Source organism: Xanthomonas dyei, assembly GCF_002939865.1.
GTDB lineage: Bacteria > Pseudomonadota > Gammaproteobacteria > Xanthomonadales > Xanthomonadaceae > Xanthomonas > Xanthomonas dyei.
Genome location: NZ_MDEE01000004.1, coordinates 128,617 through 151,331, shown reverse-complemented (window position 1 = coordinate 151,331; position 22,715 = coordinate 128,617). Strand labels below are relative to the sequence as shown.

The 22,715-nt window shown below is 65.7% G+C and carries 17 protein-coding genes, 1 tRNA gene and 1 pseudogene; 11 read left to right on the top strand and 8 right to left on the bottom strand.

Features of this window, described 5'->3' with window-relative positions; genetic code table 11:
• Positions 1-29 precede the first annotated feature (29 nt).
• From petA to XdyCFBP7245_RS05305, 6 genes are all read left to right on the top strand, one after another.
• Positions 30-674 carry a ubiquinol-cytochrome c reductase iron-sulfur subunit gene (petA, locus tag XdyCFBP7245_RS05330; RefSeq protein ID WP_104614709.1) on the top strand — a complete coding sequence of 215 codons (645 nt, stop codon included), beginning with the start codon at positions 30-32 and terminating at the stop codon, positions 672-674.
• Complete coding sequence (locus XdyCFBP7245_RS05325; protein ID WP_104614708.1) at positions 674-1,933, top strand: cytochrome b; 1,260 nt, start codon at positions 674-676, stop codon at positions 1,931-1,933. Before petA ends, XdyCFBP7245_RS05325 begins: the two co-directional genes overlap by 1 nt.
• A complete protein-coding gene (locus XdyCFBP7245_RS05320; RefSeq protein ID WP_170068527.1) occupies positions 1,926-2,684 on the top strand; it encodes a cytochrome c1 in 759 nt (252 codons plus the stop codon). The genes XdyCFBP7245_RS05325 and XdyCFBP7245_RS05320 overlap by 8 nt, the downstream gene beginning before the upstream one ends.
• A gap of 422 nt (positions 2,685-3,106) precedes the next feature.
• Positions 3,107-3,742, top strand: coding sequence for a glutathione S-transferase N-terminal domain-containing protein (locus tag XdyCFBP7245_RS05315; protein ID WP_024939278.1), 636 nt, complete (start codon positions 3,107-3,109; stop codon positions 3,740-3,742).
• A gap of 78 nt (positions 3,743-3,820) precedes the next feature.
• Entirely contained in the window at positions 3,821-4,261 is a 441-nt protein-coding gene (locus XdyCFBP7245_RS05310; RefSeq protein WP_104614707.1) for a ClpXP protease specificity-enhancing factor, read from the top strand.
• Between the two features lie 31 nt (positions 4,262-4,292).
• Positions 4,293-4,667 carry a hypothetical protein gene (locus XdyCFBP7245_RS05305; protein WP_104614740.1) on the top strand — a complete coding sequence of 125 codons (375 nt, stop codon included), beginning with the start codon at positions 4,293-4,295 and terminating at the stop codon, positions 4,665-4,667.
• A 227-nt stretch (positions 4,668-4,894) separates the two neighbouring features.
• On the opposite strand, the gene XdyCFBP7245_RS05300 is transcribed toward XdyCFBP7245_RS05305, so the two are convergent.
• On the bottom strand, positions 4,895-5,275 hold the full coding sequence (locus tag XdyCFBP7245_RS05300) for a DUF3301 domain-containing protein (RefSeq protein ID WP_170068532.1): 381 nt from the start codon (positions 5,273-5,275) through the stop codon (positions 4,895-4,897).
• 547 nt (positions 5,276-5,822) lie between these two features.
• Here XdyCFBP7245_RS05300 and XdyCFBP7245_RS05295 point away from each other — a divergent pair.
• Entirely contained in the window at positions 5,823-10,217 is a 4,395-nt protein-coding gene (locus tag XdyCFBP7245_RS05295; RefSeq protein WP_104614706.1) for a DEAD/DEAH box helicase, read from the top strand.
• Here XdyCFBP7245_RS05295 and XdyCFBP7245_RS05290 read toward each other — a convergent pair.
• Positions 10,157-10,775: pseudogene (locus XdyCFBP7245_RS05290) on the bottom strand (DNA-3-methyladenine glycosylase). The gene XdyCFBP7245_RS05295 and the pseudogene XdyCFBP7245_RS05290 sit on opposite strands and share 61 nt — an antisense overlap.
• A gap of 301 nt (positions 10,776-11,076) precedes the next feature.
• Here XdyCFBP7245_RS05290 and XdyCFBP7245_RS05285 point away from each other — a divergent pair.
• Together XdyCFBP7245_RS05285 and XdyCFBP7245_RS05280 are read left to right on the top strand one after the other, a co-directional pair.
• Positions 11,077-12,735: a methyl-accepting chemotaxis protein gene (locus XdyCFBP7245_RS05285; RefSeq protein WP_104614705.1), complete on the top strand. Its 1,659-nt coding sequence runs from the start codon at positions 11,077-11,079 to the stop codon at positions 12,733-12,735.
• 11 nt (positions 12,736-12,746) lie between these two features.
• Positions 12,747-13,256 (top strand): chemotaxis protein CheW, encoded by a 510-nt coding sequence (locus tag XdyCFBP7245_RS05280; protein WP_104614704.1) that lies wholly within the window; start codon positions 12,747-12,749, stop codon positions 13,254-13,256.
• 343 nt (positions 13,257-13,599) lie between these two features.
• On the opposite strand, the gene XdyCFBP7245_RS05275 is transcribed toward XdyCFBP7245_RS05280, so the two are convergent.
• The 5 genes from XdyCFBP7245_RS05275 to rnd all read right to left on the bottom strand — a co-directional run bounded on the left by XdyCFBP7245_RS05275 (position 13,600) and on the right by rnd (position 17,383).
• A complete protein-coding gene (locus XdyCFBP7245_RS05275; protein WP_104614703.1) occupies positions 13,600-14,685 on the bottom strand; it encodes a GGDEF domain-containing protein in 1,086 nt (361 codons plus the stop codon).
• A gap of 189 nt (positions 14,686-14,874) precedes the next feature.
• On the bottom strand, positions 14,875-15,051 hold the full coding sequence (locus tag XdyCFBP7245_RS24130) for a hypothetical protein (RefSeq protein ID WP_170068526.1): 177 nt from the start codon (positions 15,049-15,051) through the stop codon (positions 14,875-14,877).
• A 153-nt stretch (positions 15,052-15,204) separates the two neighbouring features.
• Positions 15,205-15,280 (bottom strand) — tRNA-Ala (locus XdyCFBP7245_RS05270).
• Between the two features lie 85 nt (positions 15,281-15,365).
• Complete coding sequence (locus XdyCFBP7245_RS05265) at positions 15,366-15,767, bottom strand: H-NS histone family protein (protein WP_104614702.1); 402 nt, start codon at positions 15,765-15,767, stop codon at positions 15,366-15,368.
• Between the two features lie 521 nt (positions 15,768-16,288).
• Positions 16,289-17,383 (bottom strand): ribonuclease D, encoded by a 1,095-nt coding sequence (gene rnd / locus XdyCFBP7245_RS05260; protein WP_104614701.1) that lies wholly within the window; start codon positions 17,381-17,383, stop codon positions 16,289-16,291.
• A 118-nt stretch (positions 17,384-17,501) separates the two neighbouring features.
• Between rnd and XdyCFBP7245_RS05250 the strand changes: the two genes are divergently transcribed.
• Together XdyCFBP7245_RS05250 and XdyCFBP7245_RS05245 are read left to right on the top strand one after the other, a co-directional pair.
• Positions 17,502-19,349 carry a formylglycine-generating enzyme family protein gene (locus tag XdyCFBP7245_RS05250; protein ID WP_244907768.1) on the top strand — a complete coding sequence of 616 codons (1,848 nt, stop codon included), beginning with the start codon at positions 17,502-17,504 and terminating at the stop codon, positions 19,347-19,349.
• 446 nt (positions 19,350-19,795) lie between these two features.
• A complete protein-coding gene (locus XdyCFBP7245_RS05245) occupies positions 19,796-21,043 on the top strand; it encodes an AcvB/VirJ family lysyl-phosphatidylglycerol hydrolase (RefSeq protein WP_104614700.1) in 1,248 nt (415 codons plus the stop codon).
• Between the two features lie 317 nt (positions 21,044-21,360).
• Here XdyCFBP7245_RS05245 and xseA read toward each other — a convergent pair whose 3' ends face one another.
• Positions 21,361-22,698 carry an exodeoxyribonuclease VII large subunit gene (xseA, locus tag XdyCFBP7245_RS05240; protein WP_104614699.1) on the bottom strand — a complete coding sequence of 446 codons (1,338 nt, stop codon included), beginning with the start codon at positions 22,696-22,698 and terminating at the stop codon, positions 21,361-21,363.
• Between the last annotated feature and the right edge of the window lie 17 nt (positions 22,699-22,715).

Below are 22,715 nucleotides of genomic sequence, written 5' to 3'. Positions count from 1 at the left end.
ACGCTACCTAATCAAGATCGGAGAGCCGGATGGCCAACGATGGGGTTAACGCACCTGCTGATATCGGGCGTCGCCGGTTTTTGACCGCGACGACGACCGTGGTCGGTGCGGTCGGAGCAGGATTTGTTGCAGTTCCGTTCGTGAAGTCGTGGAATCCCAGTGCACGCGCCAAACTGGCCGGTGCACCGGTGACCGCCGACATCAGCGCCTTGCAGGAAGGGCAACGGCTGGTCCTGGAATGGCGCGGTCAGCCGATCTGGATCGTCAAGCGCTCCAAGGCGATGCTCGATGCATTGCCGTCGTTGGACGACCGGCTCAAGGATCCCAAGTCCGAGAACAAGGACCAACAGCCCGAGTACGTGCTGAAGAATCCCGAGTACCGCTCGATCAAGTCCGATATCTCGGTGCTGGTCGGGCTGTGCACGCATCTGGGGTGCTCACCGGAAATGGTGGCCGAGATCCGGCCCGAGCCCTACGACCCGCAGTGGAAGGGCGGCTATTTCTGCCCGTGCCACAAATCGCGCTTCGACATGTCCGGCCGCGTCTTCGATGGCGTGCCCGCACCGATCAATCTGCTGGTGCCCCCGCATCACTATGTGGACGACAACACCCTGGTGATCGGCGTCGATCCGGATGGTGCCGGTACGTCGGCCAAAAGCACGGGGGCTGCCTGATGAGCAATATTCTGGTTCGTACCGCCAACGGCGTGTTCGAGTGGGTCAACGAACGCGCGCCCGGGCTGATGCCCACGTACCGCAAGCACATCAGCGAGTACTACGCGCCGAAGAACTTCAACCTCTGGTACTACTTCGGGTCGCTGGCCATCGTGGTGCTGGTGAATCAGATCGTCACCGGCATCTTCCTGACGATGCACTACAAGACCAGCGCCGCCGATGCGTTCGCGTCGGTCGAATACATCATGCGCGACGTGGAGTGGGGCTGGCTGATCCGCTACATGCACAGCACCGGCGCCTCGCTGTTCTTCATCGTGGTGTATCTGCACATGTTCCGCGGGTTGATGTACGGCAGCTACCAGAAGCCGCGCGAGCTGGTGTGGATTCTGGGCATGCTGATCTACCTGGTGCTGATGGCCGAAGCCTTCATGGGCTACGTATTGCCGTGGGGCCAGATGTCGTTCTGGGGGGCGAAGGTCATCATCTCGTTGTTCGGCGCCATCCCGGTGATCGGCAACGGGCTGACGGAGTGGATCATGGGCGATTACCTGCCTGGCGATGCCACCCTCAACCGCTTCTTCGCGCTGCACGTGATCGCACTGCCGCTGGTGCTGTTGCTGCTGATCGTGCTGCACATCGGCGCGCTGCACGAAGTGGGCTCCAACAACCCCGACGGCGTGGATATCAAGAAGGGGCCGAAGGGCAACCGCTGGGATGCGCACAAGCCCGCCGACGGCATCCCGTTCCACCCGTATTACACGGTGAAAGACCTAGTTGGCGTCGGCTTTTTGCTGCTCATTGCTGCCTTCATCATCTTCTTCGCCCCTGCGTTCGGCGGCCTGTTTCTGGAGCACGATAACTTCACCGAGGCCAATCGGCTGGTAACGCCGGAGCACATCAAGCCGGTCTGGTACTACACGCCGTACTACGCGATGTTGCGCGTGGTGCCCAACAAGCTCGGCGGCGTGCTGGTGATGTTCTCGGCGATCGCCATCCTGTTTCTGGTGCCGTGGCTGGATCGCGCCAAGGTGCGCTCGGTGCGCTATCGCGGCTGGATCTCAAAGGCGGCGCTGGGCGTGCTGGTGGTGTGCTTCGTGTGGCTGGGCGTGATCGGCTCCGGCCCCGGCACCGATGCGCACGAAACCTATGTGGGACGCGTGCTGACCTTCCTGTACTTCGCCTTTTTCATCACCATGCCGGTGTGGACGCGGCTGGACAGGACCAAGCCGGTACCAGAGCGGGTGACGACCCATGACTAAGCGCATCGTGATGTCATGGAAGTCGCGCGTGGCGGCAGTGCTTTGCGGGCTGACGCTGGCTGCAGGCGCGATGGCGGCCGAAGGCGGGAAAGTACAGCAGGCCGGCAACGATCTGGGCGACCGCGCATCGCTGCAACGCGGCGCGCAATTGTTCATGAACTACTGCTCCGGCTGCCATTCGTTGAAGTACCTGCGCTATTCGCGCATGGCCAGCGACCTGGGATTGAGCGAAGCCGAGGTCATGGCCAACCTCAACTTCACCGGGGCCAAGGTCGGTGAGCACATCGAAGGCACCATGCCGCACGATGCGGCGACCAAGTGGTTCGGCAAGGCGCCGCCGGATCTGACCTTGATCGCGCGCGTGCGCGGCACCGACTGGGTGTACACCTACCTCAAGTCGTTCTATCTGGATCAGACCCGCCCGTTGGGCTGGAACAACCAGTTGTTCCCGAACGCGTCCATGCCCAATCCGCTATGGGAACTGCAAGGCCTGCAGCAGGCGCAATTCGGCCCGCCCGACAAGGCCACCGGCGACAAACCGGTGGAGGCGCTGAAACTCGGGCAGCCGGGACGTCAGACGCCGGTGGAGTTCGACCAGACCGTGCGCGATATCGCCAACTTCCTCGAGTATGCAGGCGAACCGGCCGTATTGAAGCGGCAGAGCATGGGCGTGTGGGTGATCCTGTTTCTGGCGTTTCTCACCTTCATCGCGTATCTGCTGAAGAAGGAATACTGGAAGGATGTGCATTGAGACTTGAAGGACGTGCATTGATCGGGGCGTGATCTCCGATCAATGTCTGCACCAACGGCACGCCTCAAATACGTACCAAGCCAGGCACCAAGCAGCGGATGCCAGGCGCAGACACTGGCCTGCATGCTCAAGCCCCTCTCCCCGTGGGGAGGGGTTGGGGTGAGGGGGCGGAGAGCACGCCATGCATGGCCGGCCAGTCGTCCTGATCGTACTGCCGCAGCGCGATATCCAGTCAAAACGGCGCAAAGCGTCGGCCATACCTGACAACTCCGCAACGTCATCCGTTACCTGTGCATTAATAAGGCCTATCACTCTTGGCTTTTGCGTGACGTGATTGCACACTCGAAGGACCGTGGTGACGGTCGGCGTTGGGCCGGCCGCGCCGATGCGGCCGGCGGATTCCGGTCGTCGGAGAGCCTTGAATGGCGACGAGTGTGCGTATGCGGAATACCTTGACTTTGTTTTCGTCCAACGACGACGTGTTGTGCCACCGGGTCCGTCTGGTCCTGGCGGCGAAAGGGGTGACCTACGACCTGGTGCCGGTCGACCCGCAAAATCCTCCCGAAGATCTGATCGATCTCAATCCCTATCATTCGGTGCCGACGCTGGTCGAGCGCGACCTGGTGCTGTATGCCGCATCGGTGGTCAGCGAATATCTGGACGAGCGCTATCCGCATCCGCCGCTGATGCCGGTCGACCCGCTATCGCGCGCGCGCCTGCGTCTTGCGATGTTGCGTATCGAACACGACTGGGTGCCGCAGGTGCAGGCGATCCAGCTCGGCAACAAGACCCAGGCCGAAGCCGGCCGCAAGCGGCTGAAAGAACTGCTCACCGCCTCGGTGCCGTTGTTCAAGGCCAGCAAGTTCTTCCTCAATCCGGAAATGAGTCTGGCCGATTGCGCGATGGCGCCGATCATCTGGCGACTGGATGCATTGGAGATCGGCCTGCCCAAGGATGGCAAGGCGATCGAGGACTACGGCAACCGGATCTTCCGCAATCCTGGTTTCATTCGCAGCCTCACCGATCAGGAAAAAAAGCTGCGTGATTTGCCGGGCTGATGCGACGGCTGTATGCCAACAGACCGACTTGCGCGCGCGTCGCCGCCGTTGCGGGCCATGTCCGGGTAAAATGACGTCATGAGCGAAGATTTCCCCCGCATGACCAGCCATCGCCCGTACCTGTTGCGGGCCTTGGTCGAATGGATCAACGACAACGGCATGACGCCGCACGTTTTGGTGGATGCAGGACTGCCCGGCGTGCAAGTGCCGGCCAGTGCTGTCAAAGATGGCCGCGTTGTGTTGAACATCGCCGAGCGCGCCGTGGTCGGGCTGCAGGTCGACAACGAGAGCGTGAGTTTTACCGCACGCTTTGGTGGCGTCAGCTATCCGGTGATGGTGCCGATGGCGGCCGTGTTGGCGGTCTATGCGCGCGAAACCGGGCAGGGCATGGCATTGCCGGACGACATCCCCGGTACCAGCAGCGAGCCGCCGGATCCCGGTGCACCGCCGCCGAGCGCGCCGACGCCGGATGAGCCGCCCAGCGGTGGTAAGCGCCCGCACCTGCGCGTGGTCAAGTAACGCGCGCAAGGTGACCGGCGGCGACGTTCCCGTGCAGGTGGAGCGCGCGCGTCATGTCGATTGCAGTGAGCCGGATGCGTCCGGCGCAGTCGATTACCACTACGAGTACGACCTCTATCGCTTCACGCAAGGCGCGCGCTGTCTTGTGGCGCGCAGCTATGTCGATACGCCCGATGAAGCGCACTTTCTCAGCATCGAGGTGGATGGAAAGTCGCGGCTGTTGAAGCGGGCCGACATGCAGCATCCGCTGTGCCTGTTCGCACAGGCACAGCTGCGTCGCGAGGGTAAGCAGCAGCTGCGCTGGTTGAGCGGCAGGGGGAACGGATACGAGCCGGTGCCGGGTGGCGCGGTAGCTCCGGTCGCCGGATCTGGCTGGAGGGCTGCCATTCGTCGACTGATGGAGTGAGCCAAGGGCAACGCACGACGACAGTTGCGACTAAGAGCGTGCGCTTACCTCCAAGCGGGTGGTGGCCGGCGCTCGGTGTGGCATCTGCCACGCAAACGCTGCAGTTCTGAGCGCAATCCACGCCGAGCTGACGGTTGCTCGCTGCGTCTTTCAGCCGCTCCAGGCCGGCATCCGGCACAGACAGACATCGGTAACAGTTGCCAGACGCGGATGCCAACGCGGCCCGCTCATTCCAGCCGCTCTTGCTCCGGGTGCAGCGCACGCACCGTCGCGACCTGCGGCCCGGTGAACGCAATCAATTGATCGCCGCGCAGCACCAGCTTGCCGCTGTGGCGATCTGCGCCATCGTAGGAATATTCGAAACGGAACGTGCGCTCGAAACCCAGCCATCCATTGGGCATCCTGCAGATGCGCAGATTGGTGGAGTGCACGCTCTGATCCAGCCACTGCACATCAGCAGCACGGCAGGCATTGCGGCCGAGGATATCGGCGCGTTCGGCGGCGGCCCGCGACGAGTTCCAGAACGCGAACAGCGCGGCACCGGCAATCATGAAGAGGATGAGGCTGGGCATGCCGTCAATGTGCCACGGCTTGCGGCCGATCGACAATCGTCCGCTCGGCCCGCAACGTTGCGTCAGCGACGCGATCATCGCCAAGCAACCGGCGGTGCTCCAACTTCCGCACCCCGCACCCCGCAGTCCGGCCCCAGCCATACCGCACCAGGAGCTGCTATCAGAACGTAGCGACCCGCTGAGAAGCGGACGCGGACGGGTACACGGGCACCAGAGTGCAAGCGCGATGCACAAGAGTCCGGGCACCGGCCGCGCCCGTTCGGTGCTTGCGCTTTAGCCTTGCTTGCGCGCACCAAGAGCGGCCAGCACAACGTAGCGAGCCACCACGAAGCGGACGTGGACGGTACACGGGCACCAGCGTGCAAGCGTGGTAAACAGGATTTCGGGCACCGAGCGTGTCCGCCTGGCGGCTGTATCCGTCCAATGGTCGCGGCGTAGTCTTGTCTAGTTCGCTCTAAATCGTTCACTGCCAACGCCGCATCCGGCTTGTGTGGGCTGCTGCCGACCCCCATCCATTGCACTCTCGTCGAGTTGAATCCGATTGCCGGGCGGCCGGTTGGCGTCGTGGTGTCGGGCATCGCCCATGCATCCTGTTCTGCAGCACTTCCATCCTGTGGTCGCCGCGTGGTTCGCGCAGGCCTTTGCTGCGCCCACGCCGGCGCAGATCGCTGCGTGGCCGGCGATCCAGGCAGGGCGGCATACGCTGGTGGCGGCGCCGACCGGGTCGGGCAAGACGCTGACCGCGTTCTTTGCAGCGATCGATGCGCTGATCCGCGACGGGCTGGACAACGGCGGTGCGCTGCCTGACCAAACGCGGGTGGTGTACGTGTCGCCCCTCAAGGCACTGTCCAACGACATCCATCTCAATCTGGAAGCGCCGTTGCAGGGCATCCGCGCGGCCCTGGCCGCCGAAGGCCTGCCGGACGTGGCAGTGCGCACGGCGGTCCGCACTGGCGACACGCCGCAACGCGAGCGGGCTCAGGCGCGGCGGGTGCCGCCGCATATCCTGGTGACCACACCGGAGTCGTTGTACGTGCTGCTGGGCTCGGCATCCGGGCGCAGTGCGTTGCGGCATGTGCGCACGGTGATCGTGGATGAAATCCATGCGGTGGCGGCGGACAAACGTGGCAGCCATCTGAGCCTGAGCTTGGAGCGGCTTCAGCGAGTGGCCGGGCAGCCGATCACGCGGGTGGGGTTGTCGGCAACGCAGAAACCGATCGACACCGTCGCGCAGTTCCTGGTCGGCGTTGGCGAAGACGGCGTGCCACTGCCCTGCGAGATCGTCGATATCGGCTACACACGTGAGCGCGATCTGGCGTTGGCGTTGCCGCCCACACCGCTGAGCGTGGTGATGTCCAACGACCAATGGCTGCAGGTCTATGCCGACGTGGCCGCGCTTGCGCAGCAGCATCGCACCACACTGGTGTTCGTCAACACGCGGCGCATGGCCGAGCGTGCGGCGCGGCATCTGGGCGATCTGTTGGGCAAGCAACGCGTTGCCGCCCATCACGGCAGTCTGTCGCGCGAGACGCGTCTGCTGGCCGAACAACGGCTCAAGGCGGGCGAGCTCACCGTGCTGGTGGCCACCGCTTCGCTGGAGCTGGGCCTGGATATCGGCGATGTGGATCTGGTGTGCCAGCTCGGCTCGCCGCGCTCGATCGCCACCTTCCTGCAACGCGCCGGCCGCTCCGGTCACAAGGTTGGCGGCACGCCGAAGGCGCGGCTGTTTCCACAGACCCGCGACGAACTGGTGGAATGCGCGGCGTTGCTGGACAGCATCAGACGTGGCGAACTGGATGCGCTGCGTATCCCATTGGCGCCGGTGGATGTGCTTGCGCAGCAGATCGTGGCCGAAGCGGCCTGCGAGGACTGGGACGAAGATGCGCTGTTTGCGCTGATGCGGCGCGCGTGGCCGTTCGCTCAGTTGAGCCGCGCCACCTTCGACAACGTGGTACGCATGCTGTGCGAGGGCTTCAGCACCCGGCTCGGCCCGCGCGCCGGGTATCTGCACCGCGATGCGGTGCATCGGCGGCTGCATGCGCGCCGCGGTGCGCGCATGACCGCGCTGACCTCCGGCGGCACCATTCCCGAAACCGGCGATTACAGCGTGGTGCTGGAGCCGCAGGCCGAAAAGATTGGCACGGTGAACGAAGATTTTGCGATCGAAAGTCTCACCGGCGACGTGTTTCAGCTCGGCAATGCCAGCTACCGCATCTTGCGCGTGGATGCCGGGCGCGTGCGCGTGGAAGATGCCAAGGGCGCGCCGCCGAATATCCCGTTCTGGTTGGGCGAAGCGCCTGGCCGCAGCGACGAGCTGTCCGCAGCGGTGTCGCGCCTGCGCGGCGAGATCGCAGCCCGACTCGACAACGCACCGCATCAGGCAGCACGCGATTGGCTATGCAGCGCGCTGGGCTGCTGCGCAGAAGCGGCGCAGCAACTGGTGGACTATCTGGCGCATGCCTGCGCGGCGCTGGGCGCCATGCCCACGCAGCAGTGTTTGGTGATGGAACGGTTCTTCGATGCCAGCGGCGGTACGCAACTGGTGATCCACTCGCCTTACGGCAGCCGCATCAATCGTGCTTGGGGGCTGGCATTGCGCAAGCGCTTCTGCCGCACCTTCAATTTTGAATTGCAGGCCGCAGCGACAGAAGATGCGATCGTATTGTCGCTGTCTACCAGTCACAGTTTTGCGCTGGAAGAGGTTGGCCGTTATCTGTATTCGTCGTCGGCCGAGCATGTGCTGATCCAGGCGCTGCTGGATGCGCCGCTGTTCGGCGTGCGTTGGCGCTGGAACGCCACCAATGCGATGGCGCTGCCGCGTTTCACCGGTGGCAACAAGGTGGCGCCGCAGCTGCAGCGGATGAAGTCCGAAGACCTGTTGGCGACCGTGTTCCCGGATCAGGTGGCCTGTGCGGAAAACCTGGTCGGCGAGCGCGAGGTGCCGGATCATCCATTGGTGACGCAAACGCTGGACGATTGCCTGCATCAGGCGATGGACAGCGAAGGCTGGTTGCAGGTCTTGCGTGGGCTGGAATCGGGTGCCATCACCCTGGTGGCGCGCGATCTGGCGGCGCCGTCGCCGCTGGCGGCCGAAGCCTTGAATGCGCGCCCATACGCATTTTTGGACGATGCGCCGCTGGAAGAGCGCCGCACCCAGGCCGTGCAGAGCCGCCGTTACGCTCCGCAGAACAGCGACGACCTGGGGCGCTTGGACCCACAGGCCATCGCGTCGGTGCGTGAGGAGGCCTGGCCGCAGCCACGCGATGCCGAAGAGATGCACGAGGCCCTGGTCGGGCTGGGCGTGCTGCCGGTCGATGAAACGGCCGGTGCGCAGTGGCAGCCGTGGTTGACGGCACTCGCCGCCGACGGCCGCGCCAGTTGCCTGGTGATGGACGGCGCGCCTGCACTGTGGATCAGCGCCGAGCGGATCGATTGGTTCATGCGCCTGTATCCGCACGCATCGGCGCAGCCGCCGTTGCAGGCACCGGACGACTGCCGCGTGGCCGACTGGGAGCGCGACAGGGCGGTGCGCGAGCTGTTGCGTGGGCGCTTGTCGGCGGTTGGCCCGGCGCAGGTGCCGGCCTTGGCCAGTGCATTGCGCTTGCCCGAAGACGAGATCGCGCTGGCATTGCTGGCATTGCAGCGCGAGGGCTATGTCATGGCCGGCCAATTCAGTGCGCACGCGCCGTCGGAAGAATGGTGCGAACGCCATCTGCTGGCACGCATCCATCGCTACACGCTGGGGCGCTTGCGGCGCGAGATCGAGCCGGTATCGCAGCGCGATTACGCGCGCTTTCTGTTCGAGTGGCAGCATGTGGACAGCGAGAGCCGGGTTGCCGGACCGGACGCGTTGGCTGGCGTGGTCGGGCAATTGGAAGGCTTCGAAGCGCCGGCCGTGCTGTGGGAAAGCGAAGTGCTGCCGGCGCGTGTACGCGACTATCAACCCGCCTGGCTGGATGATTTATGCACCGCCGGACGCACCGTGTGGGCGCGCTTGCGGCCGGGCGGTGGACGCAGCGGCGCCGCGTTGCGGGCGACCCCAATCGTGCTGCTGCCGCGACGCGACGCGCAGCGCTGGAGTGGCCTGGCACGTGCGGTCGACGACGCGCCGCTGGGGTCCCGCGCGCAGCGCGTGGTGGAGGTCTTGCAGCAGCAGGGTGCGTTGTTCTTCGACGAGATTTCCGATGCCGCGCACCTGATGAGCACCGAGCTGGAAGACGCCCTGAGTGAACTGGTGATGCGTGGCCGTGCCCATTGCGACAGTTATGCCGGGCTGCGCGCGCTGCTGGTGCCGGCCTCCAAGCGGCCGTCGGCGCTCTCGCGGCAGCGGCGTCGTGCCACTGCTCTGGGCATACGCGATGCCGGGCGATGGGCGCCGGTGCGTGCGCTTGCCGAGCTGCCGCTGGCCGAAGCCGGCGAACGGCATCAAGAGATGCTCGAACACGTTGCGCGCACGTTGCTGCGCCGCTACGGCGTGGTGTGCTGGCGCTTGCTCGAGCGCGAGGCGGCGTGGTTGCCGCCCTGGCGCGAATTGCTGCGCATGTATCAACGCCTGGAAGCGCGCGGCGAAATCCGCGGCGGCCGTTTCATCGCCGGTCTGTCTGGTGAGCAGTTCGCCTTGCCGGATGCGATCGCGGCCCTGCGCCGCGTGCGCACCCAGGTTCCGCAACAACGCTGGGTGTGCGTGAGCGCAAGCGACCCCAGCAATCTGTTGGGCAGCATCCTGCCTGGCGAGCGCGTGGCACGGGTGCCGGGCAATCGCGTCGCATCGCTGGACGGCCTGCCGATGGCGGTGTGGGCGGCCGATCGCTTCCAACCGCTGCAGGACCTCACCGCCGAACACACCGAGCAAGCCTTGCGCGTCCTGCAACGCGGGCCAGGTGCGGCCGAGCCGACGCCGATGCAGCAATGGCTGGCTCAGTCGCCCGGCAGCGCCGCACACGTGCCGGTCGCGCGCGGGAGCGGGCGCGACAAATAGGCGCTGTCGGGCACCACCCAGCGCCATGGCTGATCGACGGCCTTGCGGATGCCGATGCGCGGTGTCGCAAGCGGAACTGCCGGCGGCGGGGTGCCATCGTCTTCGATCCACAGACGTGCGCCAGCATCGGTCAGGTCCAGTCCGTTGTCGGCCGCAGTGACGCCGAATGCCTGCGCCAGACGGCCGGGGCCGGTGGTCAGTGCCTTGGCCGTCGCCGCGCCGCGTGCTGCCTGCATGGCCCGCACGCCGGCGAGCGGCTGCAGCGCGCGGATCAGGACCGCATGGCCGGGGGCGCCGCCACACACCGCATTGATCGCCCAGTGCATGCCGTAGATGAGACACATACAGATGCCCGGGTGGGCCGAACATCACCTGAGTGCGCGGGGTGATGCCACGGAACGAATGCGCGGCTGGATCGTCGCTGCCGCAATAGGCCTCGACCTCGGTGATGCGTCCGCGGCGGCCATCGGCACTGACCAGCACCTTGTTGAGCAGGCGCGGCGCAACCTCGCGCGAATCGTGTGCGTAAAACCTGCGGGGCAGTGGCGTGGGCGACATGGCGTCAGCCTAGCTGCACGGACGTGATGTCTCTGCGGACTGTCCCGGACAGCCTGCAGAGCAGGGGTAGGGTTTTTCCGAATGCCCCAGGTCAGGAGCGCTGGACCTGTCACAAAACCGCAGATCCAGTTGCATGAATGCGCGCTGTACCGACGGTTACATATCAAGCGTGTTTTGCCACCGCCGATAGCTGTTAACGATTGGTTAGACAAGTCCGCATCGTGCGATCGGCACGCGCAGCGCCGTCGATTGCCCATGCACTGCATGCATGCAGCCCACGCATCACTTAAGAGAACTCCCAATGTTAGGTAACTTCAAAATCGGAACCAGGCTGATCGTGGCGTTTCTGATCGTCTCGGCGATCGGCGCGTGCATCGGGTGGGTGGGCTATTCGAACTCCGGACGCATCAGCGACCTGTCGACCTCGCTGTACGAGCGCGAGTTGCTGGGTTTATCGAACGTGAAAGAGGCCAATATCAACCTCATTTACGCCGGCCGCGCACGCGCCAACCTGATGTTGGCCAGTAGCGCGGAAGAGCGCCAGTCGCACGTGCAGAACATCGACAAATACACCGCCAAGGTGGTCGAGCACATGACCCGTGCACGCGGCAGCTTTCAGACCGACGAAGGCAAGACCAAGCTCGCGCAGTTCGACCGTGCGTGGCAGAAATATCTGGACGAGCGCGGGCGCTTTATCGAAGCCGCCAACCGCGAGGCCTTGCGCGACGCCAATCCCGAACTTGCCGCATTGTCGCGTGCGGTCCGCGTAAGTTCGGATGAGGTCGATAATCTGATGACCGACTTGAGCGGCCTGCGCGAGCGCAGCGCGGCATCGGCCAACGCCGAAACCAGCGCGATCCATGCGCGCAGTTCCAGATTGCTGATGGCCATCATCTGCGGCGGCGTGTTGCTCGGGGGTGTGCTTGGCGTGGTGATCAGCCGCAGCGTCACCGGCCCGATCCGTCGTGCGGTTGCAGTCGCCAATGGCCTGTCGGAAGGCGATCTGACCATGCGCATCGACGTGCACGGTCGCGACGAAACCGCGCAGTTGCTCGAAGCCATGCGCACCATGGTGCAGAAGTTGTCGCAGGTGGTGGGCGAGGTGAATACCAGCGCCGAGACCCTGGCCAGCGCGTCCGAGGAAGTCAGCGCCACCGCGCAGTCGTTATCGCAGGCCGCCAGCGAACAGGCGGCCGGCGTGGAAGAGACCAGCGCTTCGCTGGAGCAGATGACCGCATCGATCAGCCAGAACACCGAAAACGCCCGCATCACCGACGGCATGGCCACCCAGGCCGCGAAGGAAACCATCGAAGGCGGCGAAGCGGTGGTGGCCACCACCCAGGCGATGAAGCAGATTGCGCAGAAGATCGGCATCATCGACGACATCGCCTATCAGACCAATCTGCTCGCGCTCAATGCCGCCATCGAAGCGGCGCGCGCCGGCGAGCATGGCAAGGGATTTGCGGTGGTGGCGGCCGAAGTGCGCAAGCTCGCCGAACGCAGCCAGGTGGCCGCGCAGGAAATCGGCGAGGTGGCCAGTTCCAGCGTGGAACTGGCCGACCGCGCCGGACGCCTGCTCGACACCATCGTGCCCAGCATCAAGCGCACCTCGGATCTGGTGCAGGAAACTTCCGCCGCGTCCGAAGAACAATCCTCGGGCGTGAGCCAGATCAACTCGGCGGTGGTGCAGTTGAGCCAGACCACCCAGCAAAACGCCAGCGCCTCCGAGGAACTGGCCGCCACCGCCGAAGAAATGAGCACGCAGGCCGAGCAACTGCAACAGAGCATGGCGTTCTTCCGGCTGGGCGGTCAGGGCGCTGCAAGCACGCCGCCCAAGCGCGGCAAGCAGGCGGCCGCGCATCCTGTACGGGCCGCAGCTGCGCGCGGTTGGCGCACCACTGTAGCGCCGGCGTACGCGCTGTCCGAGGGCCCGGACGAAGGCCAGTTCGCTCGCTTCTGAGAGATCGATCGATGACCGCACAAACTTTCGATGTCATGCCGGGCGATGCCGATGCGGCCGCCCAGTACCTCACCTTTCAACTGGACGGCGAAACCTTTGCCACCAGCATTCTTGGGATTCGCGAAATCATCCAGTACCGCACTCCGACGCCGGTGCCGTCGATGCCGGCGTGCGTGCGCGGCGTGATCAATCTGCGCGGCGCGGTGGTGCCGGTGGTGGATCTGCAGGCACGGCTCGGGCGTGCCGACAGCGCCATCAACAAGCGCAGCTGCATCGTGATTCTGTCCACCGAGCAGGCGCAGGGCACACAGGTGATCGGCGTGCTGGTCGACGCCGTCAATGCGGTGATCGAACTGGCCGATGACGATATCGAAGCGGCGCCTGCGTTCGGTACGCATATCCGCCGCGACCTGCTGCGTGGCATGGGCAAGGTGGGCGAGCGCTTCGTGGTGCTGCTGGAGATGGAACAGGTGCTGCAGGTGGACGAGATTGCCGGCAACGCCGATGCGCTGGCTGCCTGACGGCTGCGTGGAATTCTGGCGAGCCGATGCCGGTCGATTGACAGTGCAGACGACTGCAAGCGCTTAGACAGACTGCGTGTCGTGAGTCGCGGTGATTCGTAAGCGGGGCGCGTTGGTCGGTCGGGCAGCGTGCGCGGGCGGTAGGTTGTCTGCCGCTGAGTGCCCAAGGCAAATCACGTAGCGCAAAGGCGTTCGGCGTCAGAACTGCGCAGGCGCGCATCAACCAATGTTGAGCACGTGTTATGCAGCGCCGTCTACCCGCAGTCCTACGTGCATGGCACTGCAACGACTGTCGCTCAAGGCACGAAGAAAGACAGCTCAAGCAATTCAGCTCGAGCGAATTTCAGCCTTGCAGATGCCAGCCGCTGAATCGCTGCACGCGGTTGCGTCCGTCGCAGATTGCGCCTTGCAGCGCATGCCGTGCACGTGCCAGCAAAGTATTGCTGTCGAGCGTCTCGCTGGCAGGCACATCGACCAGCCCGATGCTGACGGTCAGCGTTCCGGTGGGCCAGTGCGCGGTTTCGACAGCTTGACGGATGTCTTCGGCAGCCTGCATTGCAGCAGGCGCTACCGCAGCCGGCAGCGCCACGCACAACCGACCGCCGTCGAGCCGCGCCACAATGGTGGAGGGCGGCAACTGCGCCTCGACCAGTCTTGCCGCCTGCGCCAGCGTCGCTTCCGCTGCGGCAACGCCCGATTGCAGCTTGTGCCGCTTGAAGCCATCCAGATCGATCAGCAAGAAGCTCAGCGACGCTTCCGGCGCCGCGGCGCGTGTGTCTTGTAGCTGCTGCAGGCCATGCTCCAGCCCGGCACGGTTCCAGAGGCCGGTGAGCGCGTCGCGTAATTCATCCAGCTCGACCAGCTCGGCCGCGCGCCGTAATTCGATGGTGTCCACGACTTGCCGCGCCAGTGCCCGCAACGCCTCGCGCTCGGCACCGGACAGCCGCCGCGGCGTACGATCCAGCACGCACAAAGTGCCCAATGCGACGCCGTCGGAGGTCAGCAACGGGGCGCCGGCGTAAAAGCGGATCTGCGGCTCGCCGGTGACCAGCGCGTTGTTGGCGAAGCGCGCATCCAAATGCGTATCGGCCACTTCCATCAGCTGATCGGGCGCAAGGATGGCGTGCGCGCAGAACGACAGCGTGCGTGGCGTCTCGCTCGGCTGCATGCCGATCTTGGACTTGAACCACTGCCGCTGCGTGTCGACCAGCGAGATCAACGCCATCGGCGTGCGGCACAGCGCGGCGGCATCGGCAGCCAGCGCGTCGTACCGCGGCTCGGGCGCCGTATCCAGAAGCTGGTAAGCGTGCAGCGTGGCCAGACGATCGTCTTCATTTGCCGGCGCGCGCGCGCCCAGCAAGGCGCCAACGTCGCCCGGCAACAAGGTCGCGTGGATCAGGTGCAACGCGGGTGCGTCTGGAAGCTGCATGCAAGGCCTTTGCAACAAGCGCCATCAAGGCGATCGAGTGTCTGCGTCAGTGGTCGCTGCCACTGCGTGCGCCACACCGTCCGATGAAACGTCGGCAGCCCCAGCGGCCGACGTTTCAGGATCTTGCCACATCGGCGGGCGGCGGTAAGCGCTGGCGATTCCACTCCGACGCGGCAGTCCTGCCAGCAGTCATTCGCCCTGGCCGGCATTGCCCTTGGGGCGGCGGCTGTGCTCGTCATGCACTTTCAGGTCTTCCTGGCCCTGACGCTGCTTGGCAGCTTCGTCCTGCTTGTGCGAGTCCTGGCTGTCGGAGACGCCGCTGGCGTCGTCGCCGGCATTGTCGGGTTGGCGTTGTTTGTTGCTCATGGCGAAGGGTCCGCTGTGATGGAGAGGCGGACGTTAGCGCGCGCGATGTGATATCGGCGGCATGGCCCGCACCTCAGTGTTGCGGCGTCGCTTGCGACGGCAGAAACGAAAGAGCCCCGGACGTGAACGTCCGAGGCTCTTCGCTTGATGCGGTGGTGGAGCGGAAGGGGATCGAACCCTCGACCTTCGCGATGCGAACGCGACGCTCTCCCAGCTGAGCTACCGCCCCACGTGCTTCGATTCTAACCACATGCCGCACCGTTCGCCAAGGCGACCGGTAGCGGACCACGCTAACCGGCGCAGTCCAGCAAGGATTACTCGCGCACCAGCGGGAACTTGAGGTCCGGATTCTTGGCCTTCCACTCCTTGTACGACACCGAGCCTTCCCAGGCCGCAAAGGCCTTGGGGGTCCGGCCGCGGCCGGACCAGGTATCGCCGGTGTGCGGCAGTTCGTACTTCGGCTTCACTTCGCTGCGGCCGCTCTTCGCCACTTCCTTGCGCGCAGACGTAGTCCCCAGATAGGCGGCGATATCGTTGCGCTGCTTGGTGTTGAAGTGACCGGCAAACTGCTCGAGCAGCGAGACGATGGTGGCATGCGCAGAGGATGCCTCGCTCGCGCGCTCGGCTTTCTCCTGTTCTTCCAGCTTCTGCAGCTCGTCCAGCAGCTTGGCTTTGGCTTGCGCGATGGAATCCAGTTTCGAAGAGGTATTGCTCACAGAGGTATGGCCTCGGAATAAAGAGTGGAGACGCCGCCCTAGGGGCGCGCGCCATTATGGCATGCGGCCCGGGGGGGACCGCTGCGTGTGCAGGTGCTTGCACATGGCGTGAACAGCCTTTTCACAAGCTCTGCTCGGCCGCTTTCGCATTGTCGTTGCGGGCGCTGCCCAGCTTACACGCAGGCTAGCAAATCCGACCATGACGATAGCAGGAGCAGGCGATGAGCGATGACCAGCGCAGCACCGGCTCACGCGAGCATGACCGCATCATTCTGCCGACGAAGACGATGCGCCGCAGTACCGGACCACGACGCTAGGAGCGAGCGACCTCGCACTGCGCGCAAGAGTGATGTCTGTGGCTGCTACCAGCGCACGGACCCGTGGGTAGGGATGGACTGTTTCCAACACACTCTGGCGCGTTGGGCAGCGCCGGATTGACCGGGCGCATCGCTTCGAGCAAACCGCATCTGGCAAAAAGAAAGCCCGCATCGCTGCGGGCTGTCGTCTGCGTAACGCCGGGTTCACTGCGCCGTATGGTCGGCCAGCAACGGCATCAGCTGCGCTTCCAGCATTTCGCGACGCCACTGCCCCAGTGCGGCAGGCCAGCTGTGCTGCTCGATCAGGGTTTCCAGATGCCGACGCGAGGCGAGCAGGCCGTCCGGCAAGCCGAGCTCGCGGCTGCGCTGGGCCACCGCATCCTGCAGCCGCTTGAGCACGGCCTTGTTGCCGTCGGTGGCGGCTTGCGCCAGCGGTGCGGTGTCTTCGTCCGGCAATGGCGTGTTGAGCGCATCCCATACCGCGTTGGCGAGCTTGCGTGGGGCCTTGGGGAATTTGTCGAACTGGCGCAGCAAGGCATCCAGATCCGCGGGCGGAAAGCGCGCCAGCTGGCTGGCCAGTTCGTTATCCAGAATCCAGCTGCGCGGGCGGTCGCTCTGACGCGCCTGCAGATCGCGCCAGCGCAGCAGCCGCAGCAACCGACGTTGCGCGGCCGGCTCCAGAAACTGCGCAGTGCGCAGGCTCACATGCGGCCAGCGCTCGCCGTCATCGTGCTCGACCGTGGCAAGCAGGCGCTCGGCGTCTTCGGCCAGCCAGCTCAGGCGATCCTGTTCGGTGAGGCGACGGGTCAGCTCGTCGTGAATCGCGAACAGGTAACGCACATCGTCGGCGGCGTATTCCAGTTGCGATGCCGACAGCGGGCGACGCATCCAGTCCGAGCGCGTCTCGCCCTTGGTCAGCAAGGTGCCGGTCACTTCCTGCACCAGCTTCTGGTAACCCATGCCGCCGCCCACACCGGCCAGCGCAGCAGCGATCTGGGTGTCGAACAGCGGGCGCGGCAACACGCCGCATGCGCACTTGAAGGTGACCAGGTCTTCGCTGGCGCTATGCATCACCTTGACGATGTCGGTGGCGGTCAACCACTCCTTGAGCGCCTCGTTCATGCCCGGGATCAGCGGGTCGATCAACAGGATCTCCTCGCCGATGGCCATCTGCACCAGTGCCAGTTGCGGCCAGTAGGTGCGTTCGCGAATGAATTCGGTATCCAGGCCGATGCGCGAGGGACGCGCCGCCTGCAGGCGTTCGGTCAGCTCGGAGGGGTGGGTGATCCAATGGGGCACGTGATTTCCGTCGACAGCAAGGGTTTGCGCAGAACGCGCAGAATAGCCTAACGTCGCGATCGCCTGTCGTGCGGCAGAGCACTGGAAGGAGCAGGTGGTGGGCAAGTGCGGTAACCGGATGGCAGCGTGGGCACTGGTCGCGCTCAGCATGTGCGCCTGTTCGCGTGCCCCCGCGCCGACACCGGCGCCGGCCGCTGCGCGGCAGCCGGCAGCGTCCGCGCAGCCGAACAAACCGAATGTGTCCATCGGTGGCGAAGAATCCGCCGAGACGATCGCGCAGTGGCAACCGCCGGCGGTGGAGCTGGGCGACGAGCCCTTGGCGCAGGCACGCAAGCGCGCCGACCAAGCCTTGCAGGACGATCGCCTGTATCGCGATGCGGACGATGCGATCCCGCTGTATCTTGCGATCGAACAACGCGCCGGTGGCAAGGATGCGGCCAGCCAGCGTGGCCTAGAACAGGCACGTGCACGCTTGATCGAACGCGGGCAGGCGCTGGTTGCGCAGACCGATCGACAGGACGATGCGCTCGAACAGGCGCGCGAGCTCGCCATCGTGGCCTTGGCGCTCGCACCCAACGACCCCAAGGTACGCGCCCTGCAAAGCGAGGTTGAAACCGCGCAACGCGTGCTCGGTTTCAACCGCGCCGGCGAAGAAGATCTGCGCGGTGGCCGTCTGGGTGAAGACGGCAATGGCGCGCTGGCGAACTTTCGCGATGCCGCGCAACTGGACCCCGACAACCCACGCACGCGCCAGGGCCTGGCCGCAGTGGAAAGCGGCCTGCTGGAGCGCGCCGAACACGCCGCCGACGCTGCCGATTTCATCGGCGCGCGGTACTGGTTGCAGATGGCCGGGCAGGTGCGCGAGCGCGCGCCGACCATTGCCGATGCGCGCGCGCGTATCGAGCGCACGCGACGCGGGCAGATCGCCGCCTTGCACGACGCCGGTCTGCACGATCTGACCTCGCCGCGCGGGCTCAAGGCGGCCGGCGAGAAACTGGCGGAAGTGCTGCGCATCGCCGACCCGGGCGACCCGATGGCCGGCGAGCTGCGGCGTCGCCTGGAATTGGCCACCCACTACGGCAGCTTCCGCCCCGGGCAGGTGTTCACCGATGGGCTCAAGGTCGGTGGCCGTGGGCCGCAGATGATCGTGGTGCCGCATGGCGCCTTTCAGATGGGTGCAGGCGACGCCGAACCGGGGGCATCCGACAACGAGCGCCCGGCGCACTACGTGCGCTTTGCGCGCGGCTTCGCGCTGTCGATCACCGAAGTGACGGTCGCCGAGTTCCGCCAGTTCGTCGAAGCCACCGGCGCGCGTCCGCGCGCTACCCGGCGCGGACACTCGGTGGTGTACGACGAGCGCAGCGGCAACTTCATCCGCCGCAGCGGCGTGGACTGGCAATCCGACTACAACGGCGCGCAGGCCGCGCCCAACAGCCCGGTGATGCACGTCAGCGTCCGCGATGCCGAAGCGTATGCGTCGTGGCTGTCGGAACAGACCGGTCGCCATTACCATGTGCCCAGCGAGGCCGAGTTCGAGTACGCGGTGCGCGCCGGCACCACCGGGCGCTATCCCTGGGGCAATGCCGGCTCGCCACCGCCCGATGCGGGCAATGTCACCGGCGGCAACGACGTCTCGCGCAGCGGCCGGCACTGGAATAACGGCTTCGTCGGCTACGGCGACGGGTTCTGGGGGCCGGCACCGGTGGGCAGCTTCCGCGCCAATGCCTGGGGCCTGCACGACATGGGCGGCAACCTGAGCGAATGGGTCGCCGATTGCTGGCACGCCAGCTATCGGCGTGCACCGGCCGACGGCGCGGCGTGGTTCAACCCGGGCTGCCGGCAGCGCATGATCCGTGGCGGCAGCTGGGCCAATTCGCCGCAGCAGACGCGTGCGGCCTGGCGGCAATCGCAGGACTCCGATACCACCAGTGCGCGCATCGGCTTCCGGCTGGCACGCGGAATTTAGGCGCGTGGTTGCGGGTGCGGGGCACGCCGAGCGTGAGTGCTGGTGATCCAGGTAGGGCGCGGGGGCGCTGCAGATTCTCGCCTGGCCTAGTGAAGGTGCCTTCGCTGCCATCCAGCGGCGCTGCAGCAGCACCTTGCCGTGTGGACGACACACTGGCCGGCTAGGCAACCCGGCCCAGAACAGACGCAGCGGCAACAGCGCACGCACGCCAGCGCGGAGGACGTCGGGATCAAGGTAGGTCAATCCGACAATACTGCCGCTCCAAGGCAACATGGCCGATAACGCCTGCGCCCTTTGCCGCTTTTCAGGGCCCGGAGCTAACCAGCCGCCATCTGCAGTGTCCCTGGGTCCCATGGCTTAACCGCAGCGAACACCCGCCCGCAGCAAGCCGGAACCGTTGGCGCAGACCGAGGTCCAAGCGCCAGCGCTTCTGAAGGACTGCTGCGATGGGCATGGGGATCAAACTGTTTCGTTGGGTCGTTGCGATCCTGCTGATCGGCGGCAGTGGCTTTGCCGTGGCGCGGCATATGCAGGACGGCAACACCGCCGGGCATTACCGCTCGGTGGAAGTGGTCCGCCCGGAAGGCACGCCCAAGGCGATGGTGGTGCTATTGCCCGATAGCGGCCATCCGCAGCAGGCGCAGCAACTGGCCGACATGCTGAGCAACGACGGGGCCCTGGTGGCGGTGATCGATACCGCCAGCTACCGCGAACGTGTGCGGTCGCATCACGCCGCGTGCAGCTCGCTGGCCGACGACGCCGAGCGGCTCGGCAAGAAATTGCTGCGCGCCGAACACGTGGACGCCTTCCTGCCGCCGGTGCTGGTGGGGCAGGGCGATGGCGCGGTGCTGGCGCGTCAGGCCTTGGCGTCTGCCGCACCCGACGTGCTCGGCGGCGCAGTGGTGGCCGATGCCGGCACCAAGGAGGCGGGCCTGGCCTGTTCGCGCGATGTACCCGATGCCAATCAGGGCTTCCTCGATGATTTGGTCGACGATGCCAGCCCGATGCAGATTGCCGCAGCCACGCGCGGCCACTTCCAGGCAGCGCAGGCGCAGGGTCTGGGCGATCTGCCGCTGGTCGAAATGCACGCACCCGGCAGCGACAAGCTGGTGGTGATGCTGTCCGGCGATGGCGGCTGGCGCGAGCTGGACAAGGGCATTGCCGCGCAATTGCAGCAGCAGGGCGTGTCGGTGGTGGGCTGGAACAGCCTGCGCTACTTCTGGGCCAGTCGCACGCCGCAACAGGTGGGCGCCGATCTTGACCGGGTGATCGCCGCCTATCGGCAACGTTGGCATATCCATCACGTGGCGCTGGTCGGTTACTCGTTCGGCGCCGATGTGCTGCCGTTCGCCTACCCGGAAGTCTCGCCGCAGCAGCGTGCCTCGGTGCAGTTCGTCAGCCTGCTCGGGCTTGCCCATCAGGCAGACTTCAAGGTACGCGTCGGTGGTTGGCTGGGTTGGCATAACGATGCCGAGCGCGATGTCGAACCTGCGATCCAGTCGCTGGATGCGCATCGTCTGCAGTGCATCTACGGCAGCGAGGAAAAAGACACCCTGTGCCCGGAGCTGCGCACGCGCGGGGTAGAGGTCGTGATGCGGCCCGGCGGGCATCACTTCGATCACGATCCGGTGGTGCTGGCCGGATTGCTGATGCAGGGCTGGCAGCATGCGGCGCAGATACCTGCCCACGGCTAGCGCGTGTTCATGCCTTTGCCATGAGTGCAACGCCTCATGGCGGTTTGCGATGTCGCCAGGCGGTTGTGGCCGCGCGGGCAAAGTACCCAACGCAGTGGCGACGCACACGCGGGCATTGCTGCGAGCCTCCGCTGCTCATCATTGCCGCGACCACGCAGGATGTGGTCGCCAACGCGCTGTCGGTCATACGGCACAAGTACCCGCATCCGCGCTACGACGAGCAGCCGCTGCACGTCATTCTCGCGACGAGACCGCCTGCGCTCTGTCAATGCGCCGTCGGTCACCCGGCACAAGCACCCGCACCTGCGTTGCCGCCGTCAGCCGTCGCTCGGCTCGACCCGCACGGCGATGCTGCCATCGGCCAGTTGCGCACGCAGGCGCTCGCCTGGCGCCACGTCGGCGGCGCTGCGCACCACGCTGCCGTCGGCGGGCCGGGTGACGATGGCGTAACCGCGCGCCACGGTGGCGAGCGGGCTGACCGCTTCCAGCGAGCGCACCAGGCCGCGCAAACGTAATTGATCGTGCTGCAGCCGCCGTTGCATGGCCGCCTGCGGGTGCAATGCACGCAGCCGCTGCTGCAAATTGACCAGATTGCGTTGCGGGTTGTGCGCCGCAAGGCGGGTCTGCCCGCGTTGCACGCGTGCCTGCAGACGTTCCAGCAGCTGGGTCATGCGCGCACGCAACTGCCGGCCGGCTTCTTCCTGGCGGCGCTGCAGCAGCTGCAATCGTGCCTGCGGGCTGTGCGCCCGCAAGCGCAATGCAAGCCGGTCGGCGCGCTGCATCGCATTTCCCAGCGCGTGCTGTTGCAGCTGGGCGATGCGCGCGCGCGCGCGCCGCACCCGTGCCACCAGTTCGCGTTGATCGGGCACCAGCAATTCGGCCGCCACCGACGGGGTGGGGGTACGCACGTCGGCGACAAAATCGCTCAGGCTGAAGTCGGTCTCGTGGCCCACCGCCGACACCACCGGTGTCTGCGCAGCGGCAATCGCGCGTGCCAGGCGCTCGTCGTTGAACGCCCACAGATCTTCCAGCGAGCCGCCGCCCCGGGTGATCAGGATGACGTCATAGCGCCCGGACGCATCGGCGCGCTGCAGCAGCGAGGTGACTTGCGCCGCAGCACTGTCGCCTTGCACCAGCGACGGCAACAAGTCCACTTCCAGTAGCGGGAAGCGCCGTGCCAGCACGCTGAGTACGTCGCGCACCGCCGCACCGCTGGGCGAGGTGATCACCGCCAGTCGCCGCACGTGCGCAGGCAACGGCTGCTTGCGCTCGGCATCGAACAGGCCTTCTGCCGCAAGCCGCGCTCGCAGTTCATCGAAAGCCCGCCGCAGCGCGCCTTCGCCGGCTTCTTCCATGTGGTCGAGCACCAGCTGGTAGTCGCCGCGCGCTTCGTACAGGGTCAAGCGGCCGCGTGCGAGCACGCGCAGGCCTTCGCGTGGCTGAAACTTCAGCCAGGTGCTCTTGGGCTTGAACATCGCGCAGCGGATCTGCGCGCGCGCATCCTTGAGCGTGAAATACAGATGGCCGGAAGACGGGCGGGTGACGCTGCTCAGTTCGGCTTCCACCCACACTAGCGGGAAGCTGCCTTCCAGCAGGTCGCGCGCCAATGTGTTGAGCTGGCTGGGAGTGAGGATCTGTTGGTTGCGGTCTGCCATCGCTGCATTATCCCGCA

What these genes read in the sequence shown, in the direction of transcription:
- petA (WP_104614709.1), top strand. Translation starts at nt 30, where the DNA reads ATGGCCAACGATGGGGTTAACGCACCTGCTGATATCGGGCGTCGCCGG.
- XdyCFBP7245_RS05325 (WP_104614708.1), top strand. Translation starts at nt 674, where the DNA reads ATGAGCAATATTCTGGTTCGTACCGCCAACGGCGTGTTCGAGTGGGTC.
- XdyCFBP7245_RS05320 (WP_170068527.1), top strand. Translation starts at nt 1,926, where the DNA reads ATGACTAAGCGCATCGTGATGTCATGGAAGTCGCGCGTGGCGGCAGTG.
- XdyCFBP7245_RS05315 (WP_024939278.1), top strand. Translation starts at nt 3,107, where the DNA reads ATGGCGACGAGTGTGCGTATGCGGAATACCTTGACTTTGTTTTCGTCC.
- XdyCFBP7245_RS05310 (WP_104614707.1), top strand. Translation starts at nt 3,821, where the DNA reads ATGAGCGAAGATTTCCCCCGCATGACCAGCCATCGCCCGTACCTGTTG.
- XdyCFBP7245_RS05295 (WP_104614706.1), top strand. Translation starts at nt 5,823, where the DNA reads ATGCATCCTGTTCTGCAGCACTTCCATCCTGTGGTCGCCGCGTGGTTC.
- XdyCFBP7245_RS05285 (WP_104614705.1), top strand. Translation starts at nt 11,077, where the DNA reads ATGTTAGGTAACTTCAAAATCGGAACCAGGCTGATCGTGGCGTTTCTG.
- XdyCFBP7245_RS05280 (WP_104614704.1), top strand. Translation starts at nt 12,747, where the DNA reads ATGACCGCACAAACTTTCGATGTCATGCCGGGCGATGCCGATGCGGCC.
- XdyCFBP7245_RS05275 (WP_104614703.1), bottom strand. Translation starts at nt 14,685, where the DNA reads ATGCAGCTTCCAGACGCACCCGCGTTGCACCTGATCCACGCGACCTTG.
- XdyCFBP7245_RS24130 (WP_170068526.1), bottom strand. Translation starts at nt 15,051, where the DNA reads ATGAGCAACAAACAACGCCAACCCGACAATGCCGGCGACGACGCCAGC.
- XdyCFBP7245_RS05250 (WP_244907768.1), top strand. Translation starts at nt 17,502, where the DNA reads ATGGCAGCGTGGGCACTGGTCGCGCTCAGCATGTGCGCCTGTTCGCGT.
- XdyCFBP7245_RS05245 (WP_104614700.1), top strand. Translation starts at nt 19,796, where the DNA reads ATGGGCATGGGGATCAAACTGTTTCGTTGGGTCGTTGCGATCCTGCTG.
- xseA (WP_104614699.1), bottom strand. Translation starts at nt 22,698, where the DNA reads ATGGCAGACCGCAACCAACAGATCCTCACTCCCAGCCAGCTCAACACA.